This is a genomic window from Actinomadura violacea (assembly GCF_017573465.1).
Lineage (GTDB): Bacteria > Actinomycetota > Actinomycetes > Streptosporangiales > Streptosporangiaceae > Spirillospora > Spirillospora violacea.
On record NZ_JAGEPF010000013.1, the window covers coordinates 220,557 to 232,990 of the forward strand.

The window sequence follows — 12,434 nt, forward strand, 5'->3', positions numbered from 1 at the left end:
CCTCGGCCGGTGCGGCCGGCCCCGCGGTGCTCCCCGAGGCACCGCGGCATCGCGGGGACCGGCCGGCGCCCGGAGCCGGAGCGGGACGGCCCCGGGCGCCGGTCAGTCCCGGGCGCGGGTCAGACGCGCTCCCAGAGGGCCGGGACGTTCGGCGGCGTCCAGCCGGGCTGCGCCGTGTGCGCCTGGAGGCAGCGGTAGCTGACGCCGTCGTAGGTCACGACGTCGCCGGCGTTGTACGCGGTGCCCGCGGCCCACGTCCCGCCCGGGTCACCCGGATCCCCGGGGTCGCCCGGGTCGCCCACGCGGTCGCCGACGTTGACGCCCGCCCACGCGTTCGCGACGGAGGCGTACTCGGCGCTCGACTCCCCGTACAGGGCGGACGCGGCCGCGAGCGTCGCGCGGCGGGCGTCGGCGTAGTCGGTGCTCGGCCGCATCTCCTCGGTGAGCGCCTTGTACCAGACGGCCGCGGCCTTGTCCCGGCCGATGCCCGTCACCGGCTGCCCGTCGGCGGTCGGCGAGTCGTACCGCACCCCGTTGATCACCTTCGAGCCGCTGCCCTCGGACAGCAGGTAGAAGAAGTGGTTCGCGATGCCCGAGGAGTAGTGGACGTCCACGTTCCCCGCGTTCGGCGACCAGTAGTCCAGCGACGAGCCGTCCTTGCTGGGCTGGTCCATGTACCGCAGCGGGCCGCTGCCGGAGATGTTGAGCTTCTCGCCGATGAGGTAGTCGCCGGGGTCGCTCGGGTTGTTCGACCAGAACTCGATGGCGGTGGCCATGATGTCGGACGTCGCCTCGTTCAGCCCGCCGGACTCGCCCTGGTACTCCAGCCCGGCCGTGTTGGACGTGACGCCGTGCGTCATCTCGTGGCCCGCCACGTCCAGCTCGGTCAGCGGCTGCGCGTTGCCCTGGCCGTCGCCGTAGGTCATGCAGAAGCAGCCGTCGTCCCAGAACGCGTTGACGTAGCCGCTGCTGTAGTGGACGCGGGAGTAGGCGCCGACGCCGTCGCCGCGGATGCCGGACCGGCCGAAGACCGTCTTGTAGAAGTCCCACGTCTGACCGGCGCCGTAGGCGGCGTCGACGCCCGCGGTCTGCGCGTTGTAGGGGGTGCCGTCGCCCCAGTTGTCGTCGGTGTCGGTCATGACGCTGCCCTGACCGGAGGTCCCGCCGTTGAGGTTGTAGGTGGTGTGGCCGCCGCGCGGGTTGTCCTGCAGGTAGTAGTAGCCGCCCGAGTTGACGGTGTTGAGCTGGACGGTGCCGGAGTACTCGCTCTGCCCGGTGCCCGTCTCGATGCCCTGCCACTGGGTGATCTTCTTGCCGGTGGTGGCGTCGGTGATGACGTGCAGGCGGCTCGGCGTGCCGTCCTTCTGCGTCCCGCCGGCCACGGTCTCCCAGGCCAGGACGGGCTTGTCGCCGTTCATCCAGACGACCTTGCGCGGCGCCTGGCTGCCCTTCGCCTTCGGCGTCGCCGGCTTGGTGGACGCCAGGGTCTTCGGCGCCGTGTCCACCTTCAGCCGGTGGGTGACGCCCTGGCTGACGCGCTCGATCGCGCCGGCCTTGTTCCGGTGGACGATCAGGTCGCCGCCGAGGACGGGCAGGCCGTCGTAGGTCCGCAGGTAGTGGGTGTGGGTGGTGCCGTCCTGGTCCTTGACGACGGTCTTCACCTTCAGCCCGACCTTGGCGCCGAGCTTCAGCTGCGAAGCGGTCTGATCCTGCTCCGCCTTCGCCTGGCCGACGAGCGCCTTGTACTCCTTCGCGCTGGTCTTCGCGGGGAGCTGGCCGGGGTCGCCGTGCGGGCGGGGGGCCGCGGCGGCCGGTCCCGCCTGCATGCCGAGCACCGCGGCGGCGGCGACGGTGACCAGTGCGCTTCCGGTGGCGACGCGCCGGTGGACGCGTCCGGGGGTGGTGGGTCTCACGCGGTACTCCTTGTCCGGCGGCCGGTTCGGGTGTCCGGCCGAGGGAGCGCTCCGGCCGCTGTGGCGTCCGGAGCTCCCGGATGACGGGGGGGTGTGGTGCGTGGGAACGATCGCACGCCATCAGCGGGCAAGTCACCGCAAAGTTCGCCGTAACCGGGAGGTGTAGGGGAAGCGGAGGGCGGGGCTAGGGAGATCCCTACACGCCTCGGGTATTTACAGAATCCGTCCGCCGCGCTAGGGAGCCGCCACTGGCGGGCTTGAACCCGCTGCCACCGGAGGGGCCGAGCAGCGAGGCGAGTTGCGTCCGGGAGCAGATGCCGAGCTTGCGGTACACGCGGGTGAGCGACGCCTCGACGGTCTTCACGCTGACGAACAGGCGGTTCGCGACCTGCTGGTTGGTGGCGCCGCGTCCGACGAGCAGCGCGATCCGCCGCTCCCCCTCCGTCAGAGCCGCGTCGGGCAATTCAGGCGGGGGCGGCGCGGCCGGGTCCTGCGCGCCGGTTTCGAGGCGGGTAAGGCGCCGCGCCTGCTCCGCCAAAGGCCGCGCACCGCACCGGGAGAAGATCCCCAGAGCGTCCGCGGCGGCCTGCCGGGCCGGACCGGGACGCCGCCGCCGGCGCTCGACGTCGGCGCGTTCGAGCAGGCAGTGGCCCACTTCGAGCGGCTGCCCGAGCCGCTCGAACAGCGCCGCCGCCCGTCCCAGCAGCGCGACGGCCGCGTCCGGTTCGCCGCGCGCCGCGAGCACGGCGGCCTCCGCACGGTCGAGGCGGGCGCGCACGCCGGCGCTCCGCGCCCGGTCGCCTGCCAGCGCGCGGGTCGCGCGGACCACCTCCGCCGCCCGTTCCGTCTCGCCGAGCGCCGCCAGGCCCTGCGCGAGGTCGTCGCGCCAGCGCAGGACCAGCGGCGAACGCAGCCCCCGGCCGTCGCCCAGCGCGCCGATCCGCCACAGCGTGTCCACGCCGCCGCGCACGTCGCCCTCCCGCATGCGGGCCACGCCGAGCACGTGCAGCAGCCGGCTCTGGAAGATGACGTCGTCCTCCTGCTCGGACGCCCGCAGCCCCTGCTCGGCCAGGACGGCGGCGCGCCGCACGCTGCCGCCCGCCAGCTCCGCCAACGCCCCGTGGTACCAGGCCGGTCCCGGGCTGAGCGCGGCCTCCTCGGTGATGCGCATGGCGCGGTCGGCGAAGTCCAGCGCCTCGCGGCACCGGCCCGTCCGGACGGCCACCTCGGACAGGTTGCGCAGGACGTGCACGACCTCCTCGCCGGACCCGCGCTCGACCAGCGCCAGCATCCGCAGCAGCTCCGTCCGCGCCTCGGCCAGCCGGTCCTCGAAGATCGCGCAGTAGGCGGCCAGGTAGCGGGGCGTCGTGTGCATCTGGCCGTCCAGCGGCGGCTCCGGCAGGTTCCGGGCACGCCGCAGGTCCGCGGTGTGGTCGTGGCCCTCGATCAGCGCGATGTTCGCACGGACGGCCAGTGCCTTCGCCTCCAGCGCTGGGTCCCCCGCCTCGCGCGCGTGCGCGAGCGCGCCGTCCACCTCCTGCTCCGCCTGCTGCGGCGCGCCGTTCACTAGCGCCGCCAACGCCATCCGCAGGCGCAGCGGCCCGAGAAGCGCCGGGTCGCCCTCCGCGTCCACCAGCGCGGCAGCGAACACCTCCCCCATCTCCGCGAGCCCCTGCCCGGACAGGTCGAGCACCGCGAGCCGCACCCGCACCCGCTGCGCACGGGTCGCGTCGGCGGCGAGGACGGCCTCGGCCGCGCCGTGCACCAGGTCGGGCAGGCCGCCGTTCGCGCCCGCCTCCGCCGCCGCGACCAGCCACTCCAGCCGCGCGTCCGCGGGCTCGGCCGGCGACCGGTCCGCCGCCAGCCGATACAGCTCGGCCGCCATCCGGTGCGAGCCCTGCCGCGCGGCCCGCTCCGCCGCGGCGACCAGCGAACGCGCGAGCTCGGCGTTCCCCGCCGGGGCCGCCAGGGCGCGGTGCCGGGCCCGGCCCGCCGCGTCCGGCACCACCGCCGCCAGCCGGCGGTGCACCCGCGCGACGTGCCCGGCGTCGGCCGACTCGGCGAGGACGGTGCCGACCGCGGGCGGCGTGAACCGGATGCCGCCGCCCTCGCAGATCAGCAGCCCCAGCCCCGCGGCCTGCGCGACGTCCCGGGCCGCCTCGGCGCGGCCGGCCCGGCGCAGCAGGTCCGTCGTCGGCCGGATGGCGAGCGCCGCCATCAGCAGCGTCTCGCGGGCCTGCTCCGGCAGCAGCCCGAGCCGCTGCGTGATCACCGCCTGGACGCGCTGCGGGAGCGGCGCGGGCCGCCAATGGCGCGGGACGCGGTCGGTGAAGGCGCCGCCGAGCGCGAGCGCCAGGAACGGGTTGCCGCCGGAGTCGGAGTGCAGCGTGTTCACCACCCGCACCGGCAGCCCGTAACCACCGAACATCTCCGCCAGCCCGTCCGGCCCGAGCGGCGGGACGGCGATGTGCAGCGCGCCCGGCGCGGGGGCCCAGGCGGCGGCGCCCGCGTCCCCGCCGGTCAGCCCGTCCGGCCAGCGTCCCGCGACCACCGCGCGGACGCCCCGCGACGCGAGCCGCCCGACCGTGTACCGGACGGCGTGCACCGACTCGGCGTCCAGCCATTGGGCGTCGTCGACGAGCAGCAGGACGGGCCGCTCCCCGGCGCAGCGGGCGAGCAGGCCCCGGAACACCGGCCCGCAGGCGAGATGGTCCGTCCCTGGCCGTCCGGCGGCGTCCGCGGCGTTCGCGGGGTGCGGGTCGGGGCGTCCGGTGAGCCGGTCCTTCGGCAGGCCGGCGGTGAGTGCGCCGGGCAGCTGGTCGAGCAGTTCGGCCAGCCCCGCGCACGGCACCCAGCGCTCGGTCTCGGTGCCCGCGACGCGCAGGACCAGCTCCCCGCGCGCGGTGGCGGCGGCTCCGAGCGCCTCGAGCAGGGCGGTCTTGCCGATGCCGCTGGGTCCGGTGAGCACGGCGCTGCCGTTCGCGGCGAGCCGGGACTCCACGGACGCGAGCAGCACCGAACGCCCTGCCGGTGGGGCCGGTGCTCCGTTCGGGACGACCGGCGGCGCCGCAGCGACGTCCATCACCTCTCCTTTCCGAGGAACCGGACGCCGCACCGACGATAACGGCGGGCAACGACGCCCACAACGGCCCCGTTCCAAGGAGTGACAACCCGCAGGCGGAGCGGAAAGGCCTGGCGGGCGGGAACGCGCGAACGCCCGTCCCGGGGGTGGACGGGACGGGCGTTCGGACCTGACCGCGGCTCAGGGGGCCGCCGCGGTGCGGGGGTCAGCCGTAGTACTCGATGAACGGGACCTTCCCGTTCGGCTGCGTCGCGGTGCCGGCGCTGACGATCGCCGTCGTGCCGGGGCGGGCGTCGGCGTCGGACGCCTGGACGGTGCCGGTGCGGCCGGCGGCGCCGTTGAGGGTCGTCCAGGACGTGCCGTTGTAGTGCATGTACTGGGTCCGGCCGCCGGTGGTGACCGGCAGCATGACCACGCCGCCCTTGCCGTCGGCCGACAGCCCGATGCCGGCCGTGTTCAGCGGCGTGTTGACCGTCTTCCAGGACGTGCCGTCGTAGTGCAGGATCGCGTTGGTGACCTGCGCGTTCTGCCGGACGCGCAGCACGTACACGTTCGTCGGCGAGTTCTCGACGATCTTGTAGAGGGTGCCCTGGTAGGCGGGCACGCCGAGCGAGCCCGGCACCGCGATCCGCTTCCACGCCTTGCCGTCGTAGTGCATCACCAGGCCGGTGACGGACGTGCCGTTGGACGTGGTCCCGGCGAGCCAGACGTCGCTCTTCGACTTCACGTCCACGGCGGTGATCGCGGACGAGGCGGGCAGCGGGACCTTCGCGTCCGTCCACGCGGTGCCCGTCCAGCGCAGGACGGCGCTGAGGCCGCCCGCGGTCGCGTCGACGCCCGCGACGGAGTAGGCGGTGCCGTCCGGCGCGGCCGCGACCTGGCTCGGCAGGCCGACCAGCGGGTAGGCGACCTTGGCCCACTTGGCGCCGTTCCAGTACAGGCCGACGGTGCCGCCGAGGTTGTAGCCGACGATCCACGCCTTGCCCGCGCTCGCGACGGCGACGTCGGTCGGGGTGAAGCCGACCGGGGCGGCCTGCGCCGCCCAGGTGGAGCCGGTCCACTTCGCGATCTTCGTCTGGGGGCTGAAGAACGAGCCGGCGGCGCCGACGGCCCAGCCGGCGTCCTTCGCGCCGAAGTCGACGCGGTCGAGGCTGCCGTTGTAGTTCAGCCCCGCGCCGCCGACGTTCTTCCATCCGGCGGCGGCCTGGGCGGGCGCGGTGGCCAGGGCCAGCGTTCCGGCGCCGCAGGCGATCGCGAGGGCCGCGGCCGGCACCGCGTTCCGTCCCATATGAGCTCCCAAGATCAGTTCAAGCGCACGGCAAAGAGTACGGGAAGACTTACTTCCGAGTAAGAGGGACTTTCCGGGCGGCCGGATCAGGCCGCGACCGCCCCCGGACACGACGACGCCCGGAGCCGTTGCGGCTCCGGGCGTCGTCCGGTGTGCGAGGGGCGGTGGCCGGAGGACGCGCCTCCACTCACCGGCCGCGGATCACCGGCGGAAGGCGGTCACTCGCCCTTCCAGTTCGGCTTGCGCTTCTCGGCGAAGGCCGCCGGGCCCTCCTGCGCGTCCTTGGAGGTGAAGACGGGCAGCGTGATGTCCTGCTGCTTCTTCCACGCCTCGGCGGACGTCCAGTCGGCGGACTCGACGATGACCTTCTTGGTCGCGGCGAGCGCCAGCGGGGCGTTCTCCGCGACCTTCAGGGCCAGCTCCTTGGCCGCGGCGAGCGCGCCGCCCGGCTCGGCGAGCCGGTTGACGAACCCGAGCTCGGCCATCCGCTCCGCCGGGTACTTGTCGCCGGTCAGGGCGATCTCCATGGCGATGTGGAACGGGATCCGCTGCGGCAGCCGCAGCAGGCCGCCGCCCGCGGCGACCAGCCCGCGCTTCGGCTCGGGCAGCCCGAACTGGGCGTCCCGGGAGGCGACGATCATGTCGCAGGACAGCGCGACCTCGCAGCCGCCCGCCAGCGCGTAGCCCTCCACCGCGGCGATCAGCGGCTTGGCCGCCGGACGCTCGGTGATGCCGGCGAACCCGCGGCCCGGCACGGTCGGGTTGTCGCCGGTGAGGAAGCCCTTGAGGTCCATCCCGGAGCAGAACGTGCCGCCGGCGCCGGTCAGGACGCCGATGGACAGGTCCTTGCGGGAGTCCAGCTCGTCCAGGGCCGCCGCGATCCCCTTCGCCACCTCGCCGTTGACCGCGTTGCGGGCCTCCGGCCGGTTGATGGTGATGATGAGGACGGCGCCGTCTTCCTCCGTCAGAACAGCGTCGGTCATTCAGTGCCTCACTTCGGCTGGAAGCGGATGCCACCGTCGAAACGGATGGTCTCGCCGTTCATGTAGTCGTTCTCGACGAGGGACTTGACCAGGTGCGCGAACTCCGACGCCTTGCCCATCCGCTTGGGGAACGGGACCGGCGCGGCAAGCTTGGCCTTGAACGCCTCGGCGGCCTCGCCCTCGCCGTAGATCGGGGTGTCGATGATGCCGGGGCAGATCGTGTTGACCCGGACGCCGATCGCGGCGAGGTCGCGGGCGGCCGGCAGCGTCATGCCGATGATGCCGCCCTTGGAGGCCGAGTAGGCGATCTGGCCGGTCTGGCCCTCCAGGCCGGCGATGGACGCGGTGTTGATCACCACGCCGCGCAGGCCGTCGGCGTCGGCGGGCTCGGTCTTGGAGATCGCCGCGGCGCCGATGCGCATCAGGTTGAAGGTGCCGATCAGGTTGACCCGGATGACGGTCTCGTAGGAGGCCAGGTCGTGCGGGGTGCCGTCGCGGCCGACGGTGCGCGAGGCCCAGCCGATGCCGGCGCTGTTGACGATGACGCGCAGCGGGGCGCCGGTGTCGACGGCGGCCTGGACGGCGGCCTGCACCTGCTCCTCGCTGGAGACGTCGGTCTTGACGAAGACGCCGCCGACCTCTTCGGCGACCTTCTTGCCCTTGTCCTCGTTCATGTCGGCGACGACGACCTTGGCGCCTTCGGCGGCCAGCGCGCGGACGGTGGCCTCACCGAGGCCGCTCGCGCCACCGGATACGACGGCGGAAACTCCGTTCAGGTCCATAAGCAGCACCTTACGTGAGGGACCGAATGTGGTTCGGGATGATGTTACCCAGACGTCATCCCGACGTTCTGCTCACACCCCGGCGGATTGCCCGGGCGCGATGTTACTCGGGAGTCACAATACGGCGGGCGTTTGCCCCGGGAAGCCCCGGGCACCCGTCCGGCATGACCGAACCTCCGGCACAGAGCCAGCCCTACCCAGGCCGCACGGGGGACATGACGCCCGAGCCCCGCGACGAGATGCGCGGCCACACCGGCAGCGGCCTCCTCGACGGCAGGCGCGCGCTGGTCACCGGCGGCGACTCCGGCATCGGACGCGCCGTCTGCGTCGCGTTCGCCAAGGAGGGCGCCGACGTCGCGCTCACCTACCTCGAAGAGGACGACGACGCCCGGCACACCGCGTCCCTCGTCGAGGCCGAAGGCCGCCGCTGCTTCACCTTCGGCGGCGACCTCGCCGAGGAGCGGCACTGCCGCGAGGTCGTCGAGCACGCCGTCCGCGACCTCGGCGGACTCGACGTCCTCGTCCTGCACCACGGCACGCAGACGCCGGTCAAGGACGTCCGCCAGATCGACGACGCGCAGCTCCAGCGGACGTTCGCCGTCAACGTGTACGCGCTGTTCTGGACCGTCCAGGAGGCCCTGAACCACATGGGACCCGGATCGTCCATCGTGTTCACCGGCTCCATCAACGGGCTGCGCGGCAACAAGACGCTGATCGACTACGCCGCCAGCAAGGCCGCCGCGATGACCCTCGCCACCTCTCTCGCACAGAACCTCATGGACCGCGAGATCCGCGTCAACTGCGTCGCCCCCGGCCCCGTCTGGACGCCGCTGATCCCCGCCACCTTCGACGCCGAGCGCGTCGAGGGCTTCGGCGGCCAGTCCCCGATGGGCCGCCCGGCGGACCCCGACGAGATCGCCCCCTCCTATGTCTTCTTCGCCGCGAACCGGCAGTCGTCCTACTACACCGGCCAGACGCTGGTGCCGGCCGGCGGCGAGATCCATCCGGGCTGAGGCGCCCATGGAACTCCAGCGCAGCGACCCCTCCGAACCCGGCTTCGCGCGGCGCAGGTGCGGCAGGGGCTTCACCTACCTCGGCCCCGACGGCCGCGCCCTGGCGGACCCCGCCGAACGCGCCCGGATCCGCGCCCTCGTCATCCCGCCCGCCTGGCGGGACGTGTGGATCTGCCCCGACGCCGACGGCCACATCCAGGCGATGGGCACCGACGCCGCCGGCCGCCGCCAGTACCTGTACCACGAGGCGTGGCGCGAGCAGCGCGACCGCGAGAAGCACGACCACGTCCTCGACCTGGCCGAACGGCTGCCGGACGTCCGCGACACGCTCGCCGGGCACCTCGCCGGGCGCGGCCACCGCCGCGACCGCGTGCTGTCCGCCGCCGTCCGCCTCATCGACCTCGGGTTCTTCCGGATCGGCAGCGAGGAGTACGCCGCGGAGAACGGCACGTTCGGGCTCGCCACCGTCCTGCGCGAGCACGTCACCTGCCGGCGGGGAGAGGTCGCCTTCGACTACCCGGCGAAGGGCTCGAAGGACCGGTACCAGTCCGTCGCCGAGGAGAACGTCTGCAAGGTCGTCACCGGCCTCAAGCGCCGCAAGGACGACTCGCCCGAACTCCTCGCCTACCGGACGCGCACCGGCTGGCACGACGTCACCGCCTCCGACATCAACGCCTTCATCCGCGAGGTGACCGGCGGCGACTTCACCGCCAAGGACTTCCGCACCTGGCACGCCACCGTCCTCGCCGCCGTCGGCCTCGCCGTCTCCACCCGCGCCGGCACCGGCGAGACCGCCCGCCGCAAGGCCGTCGTCCGCGTCGTCAAGGAGGTCTCCGCCTACCTCGGCAACACCCCGGCCGTCGCCCGCGCCTCCTACATCGACCCGCGCATCATCTCCCTCTACGAGGACGGCCGCACGATCGCGCCCGCGCTCAGCAAACTCGGCGTGGACGCCTCCCCCGGCGAACTCGCCACCCAGGGGCCCGTCGAGCAGGCCGTCATCGATCTCCTCAGATCCTGACCCCGCTCATCACAGCCGCTTATCACAGCCGCTCACGACCGGGCGCTCACGACCGGGCGCTCACCACCGGGCGCTCACCACCAGCCGTTCATCACCAGGCGTTCATCACCAGGCGTTCATCACCAGGCGTTCATCACCAGGCGGAGACGCGCTCCTCGGCACGTCCCGCTCCTGCCGCGCCGGCCGCCTCCGCTGCGTCCAGGCAGTAGAGGGCGTAGGCGTGCTGGATCACCGGGAGCGCGACGTTCCGGACCCGGACGCCGCCCTGCGTCATCCCCTTCTCCGTGCCCTTGTGCGCGTGCCCGTGGATCGCCAGCGCGGGGCCCGCCGCGTCGATCGCCTCCCCCATCAGGTAGCTGCCGAGGAACGGGTAGATCTCCGGCGGCTCGCCTTCGAGCGTGTCCTCGGCCGGCGCGTAGTGCGTCAGGCTCACCAGCACGTCCGCGTCCAGCTCCAGCAGCGCCGTGCCGAGCCGATCGGCGAACGACTTGGTGTGCCGCACGAACGCCTTCATCTCCGGCTCGCCGAAATCGCTCGCGCACCTGCCCTCGAACCCGCCGCCGAACCCCTTGCCGCCCGCGACGCCCAGCCGCATCCCGTCGCACTCCACGACCGTCCCACCGCCCTCCAGGACGGTCACGCCCGCGTCCCGCAGGACCTCGCAGATCCCGTCCTCCTGGTCGGAGTGGTAGTCGTGGTTGCCCAGCACCGCGACCACCGGGACGCCGAGGTCCCGCAGCTCACCGGCCGCGACCAGGCCCTCCTCGACCGTCCCGTGCCTGGTCAGGTCGCCCGCGACGAGGAAGACGTCCGCCTGCCGGGCCAGCTGCCCGAGCCGCGCCCGGTACGTCCCGGCCATGTCGGCCCCCACGTGCAGGTCCCCGGCCGCCGCCACACGGATCATGACAGCCTCTCCTCCCCGTCGGGCTCCGGCACCGCGACGACGTGCACCTCGTTGCAGATCTCGTGCCCCTCCGCGGCCACCCGGGCGGCGTCCTCGACCTCCCGGCGCTGCTCCTCGCTGGCCACCTCGCCGCGCAGATGCACCACCCTCCCCCGCACGTCCACGCGGATGCCGAGCTCGTGCGCCCGCGCGGCGAGCGTCTCCTGGATGTGCGCCGGCAGGTACTCGGTCACGGCACGCCCCCTTCGATCACGCCGAGCCGGGACAGCAGGGTCAGGAACGCGTACGCGTACGGCGACTCCGCCGTCTCCTCGGCCACGTGGCGCCAGTCGACCTGCTCGCGCAGCGACCGGCTCACATGCAGGAACCCGCTGAAGTCGCAGGCCGTCTCGCTGAACGCCAGCACCCGCATGACCACCAGGTCGGTCGCCGGCAGCACCGGCATGTAGACCGCCCCGACGGCCATCTCGGTGGCCCGGCCGAGCAGCGCGCCGTCCACCGGACGGCCCGACGGCGTGTGGATCAGGTCGATGAGGTGCTCCCCGTCGAAGACCTTGGTGAGCCAGTTCTCCGGGCTGTCCAGGTGCCCCATGCCCGCCCCGGCGAGCGCGGCCAGCGCGTCCTCGACGTCGCGCTCCCGGACGACGAAGTCCACATCGTGCGTCGACACCGCCGCGCCGTGTGCGTACGCCGCGAACCCGCCCGCCAGCGCGTACTCGATCCCCGCGTCCCGCAGCGCGGCGGCGGCCCGCTTGAGGCTCAGCAGCAGCCCGTCCCCGGCTCCGCCCGGGCCCGGCGACCCGCTGCCCCGCACGACGCCGAGATTCGGCACGCTCGCGGCGCGCCTCGTCCCGGCCTGCACATCCCCCACGCGAATCCCCTGGTTCCTAGCACTCACCGCGCCGGTACCCAAGTTTCCCCAGCTCATACCCCTGCCCGCCTCTTGCCCGCCCCCGCCGCCCGCAGCGGCCGGCCATGCCTCTCACGGCAGGGCCGCTCCAACCGCCGGCCGCTGCGGGGGTGCGGTGGGCGGGGTGGGGCGGGTCAGCAGTCGACGAGTTCCGGGGACTGGTTCAGGAGCTGGGCGCGGGGCGAGACGAACCGCGCGTGGCGATCGGCGGCACCGGCGGCGCCGAGGTCGAACGCGGCGACGCGGTGGCAGTTCTGGAACGCGAGCCGGACACCGAAGTGCCGTTCGAGGGCACCGCGCATCGCGTCACTGGCCAGGACGCGCAGCAACTCGCCGCGCGCCCGCTCGTCCGGCGGCGGGGTCCGGTTGTCGGCGAACCCGTCACCGCCCTCGCGCATCCGGGCGACGACGCCGCTGACGACCTCCCAGGCGTAGGGCAGCGAGTCGCGGACGCACGCGACGAACGAGGCGTCGTCCACCTCCCCCCGCATCGCCTTCTCCAGCAGCCGGTCGTCGACGGTCAAGGACATGGCCGTGC

The 12,434-nt window shown here is 73.7% G+C and carries 11 protein-coding genes; 2 read left to right on the plus strand and 9 right to left on the minus strand.

Features of this window, described 5'->3' with window-relative positions:
- Nucleotides 1-119 precede the first annotated feature (119 nt).
- The 5 genes from J4709_RS22145 to J4709_RS22165 all read right to left on the minus strand — a co-directional run bounded on the left by J4709_RS22145 (nucleotide 120) and on the right by J4709_RS22165 (nucleotide 8,048).
- Nucleotides 120-1,913, minus strand: a complete 1,794-nt coding sequence (locus J4709_RS22145) for a M4 family metallopeptidase (RefSeq protein WP_307801426.1) — start codon at nucleotides 1,911-1,913, stop codon at nucleotides 120-122.
- A 196-nt stretch (nucleotides 1,914-2,109) separates the two neighbouring features.
- Nucleotides 2,110-4,995 carry an AAA family ATPase gene (locus J4709_RS22150; protein WP_208243686.1) on the minus strand — a complete coding sequence of 962 codons (2,886 nt, stop codon included), beginning with the start codon at nucleotides 4,993-4,995 and terminating at the stop codon, nucleotides 2,110-2,112.
- A 205-nt stretch (nucleotides 4,996-5,200) separates the two neighbouring features.
- Nucleotides 5,201-6,283, minus strand: a complete 1,083-nt coding sequence (locus tag J4709_RS22155) for a hypothetical protein (protein WP_208243687.1) — start codon at nucleotides 6,281-6,283, stop codon at nucleotides 5,201-5,203.
- Nucleotides 6,284-6,501: 218 nt separating this feature from the next.
- A complete protein-coding gene (locus tag J4709_RS22160) occupies nucleotides 6,502-7,266 on the minus strand; it encodes a crotonase/enoyl-CoA hydratase family protein (protein ID WP_208243688.1) in 765 nt (254 codons plus the stop codon).
- Nucleotides 7,267-7,274: 8 nt separating this feature from the next.
- Nucleotides 7,275-8,048: an SDR family NAD(P)-dependent oxidoreductase gene (locus J4709_RS22165; protein ID WP_208243689.1), complete on the minus strand. Its 774-nt coding sequence runs from the start codon at nucleotides 8,046-8,048 to the stop codon at nucleotides 7,275-7,277.
- A 164-nt stretch (nucleotides 8,049-8,212) separates the two neighbouring features.
- On the opposite strand from J4709_RS22165, the gene J4709_RS22170 reads away from it, so the two are divergent.
- Both J4709_RS22170 and J4709_RS22175 read left to right on the plus strand, forming a co-directional pair.
- Nucleotides 8,213-9,061 carry an SDR family oxidoreductase gene (locus J4709_RS22170; RefSeq protein WP_208243690.1) on the plus strand — a complete coding sequence of 283 codons (849 nt, stop codon included), beginning with the start codon at nucleotides 8,213-8,215 and terminating at the stop codon, nucleotides 9,059-9,061.
- A 7-nt stretch (nucleotides 9,062-9,068) separates the two neighbouring features.
- Nucleotides 9,069-10,082, plus strand: a complete 1,014-nt coding sequence (locus J4709_RS22175; protein WP_208243691.1) for a DNA topoisomerase IB — start codon at nucleotides 9,069-9,071, stop codon at nucleotides 10,080-10,082.
- A gap of 133 nt (nucleotides 10,083-10,215) precedes the next feature.
- Here the strand turns inward: J4709_RS22175 and J4709_RS22180 are convergent, their stop codons facing one another.
- The 4 genes from J4709_RS22180 to J4709_RS22195 all read right to left on the minus strand — a co-directional run bounded on the left by J4709_RS22180 (nucleotide 10,216) and on the right by J4709_RS22195 (nucleotide 12,426).
- Nucleotides 10,216-10,986 (minus strand): metallophosphoesterase family protein, encoded by a 771-nt coding sequence (locus tag J4709_RS22180; protein WP_208243692.1) that lies wholly within the window; start codon nucleotides 10,984-10,986, stop codon nucleotides 10,216-10,218.
- Nucleotides 10,983-11,219, minus strand: a complete 237-nt coding sequence (locus J4709_RS22185; RefSeq protein ID WP_208243693.1) for a BON domain-containing protein — start codon at nucleotides 11,217-11,219, stop codon at nucleotides 10,983-10,985. Before J4709_RS22185 ends, J4709_RS22180 begins: the two co-directional genes overlap by 4 nt.
- On the minus strand, nucleotides 11,216-11,857 hold the full coding sequence (locus tag J4709_RS22190) for a nucleotidyltransferase family protein (RefSeq protein WP_307801428.1): 642 nt from the start codon (nucleotides 11,855-11,857) through the stop codon (nucleotides 11,216-11,218). Before J4709_RS22190 ends, J4709_RS22185 begins: the two co-directional genes overlap by 4 nt.
- A 173-nt stretch (nucleotides 11,858-12,030) precedes the next feature.
- On the minus strand, nucleotides 12,031-12,426 hold the full coding sequence (locus tag J4709_RS22195) for an SCO5389 family protein (RefSeq protein WP_208243695.1): 396 nt from the start codon (nucleotides 12,424-12,426) through the stop codon (nucleotides 12,031-12,033).
- Nucleotides 12,427-12,434 lie beyond the last annotated feature (8 nt).

Bases quoted from the DNA above. Each gene is read 5' to 3' on its own strand.
- J4709_RS22150 (WP_208243686.1), bottom strand. From the start codon at position 4,995: ATGGACGTCGCTGCGGCGCCGCCGGTCGTCCCGAACGGAGCACCGGCC.
- J4709_RS22155 (WP_208243687.1), bottom strand. From the start codon at position 6,283: ATGGGACGGAACGCGGTGCCGGCCGCGGCCCTCGCGATCGCCTGCGGC.
- J4709_RS22160 (WP_208243688.1), bottom strand. From the start codon at position 7,266: ATGACCGACGCTGTTCTGACGGAGGAAGACGGCGCCGTCCTCATCATC.
- J4709_RS22165 (WP_208243689.1), bottom strand. From the start codon at position 8,048: ATGGACCTGAACGGAGTTTCCGCCGTCGTATCCGGTGGCGCGAGCGGC.
- J4709_RS22170 (WP_208243690.1), top strand. From the start codon at position 8,213: ATGACCGAACCTCCGGCACAGAGCCAGCCCTACCCAGGCCGCACGGGG.
- J4709_RS22175 (WP_208243691.1), top strand. From the start codon at position 9,069: ATGGAACTCCAGCGCAGCGACCCCTCCGAACCCGGCTTCGCGCGGCGC.
- J4709_RS22180 (WP_208243692.1), bottom strand. From the start codon at position 10,986: ATGATCCGTGTGGCGGCGGCCGGGGACCTGCACGTGGGGGCCGACATG.
- J4709_RS22195 (WP_208243695.1), bottom strand. From the start codon at position 12,426: ATGTCCTTGACCGTCGACGACCGGCTGCTGGAGAAGGCGATGCGGGGG.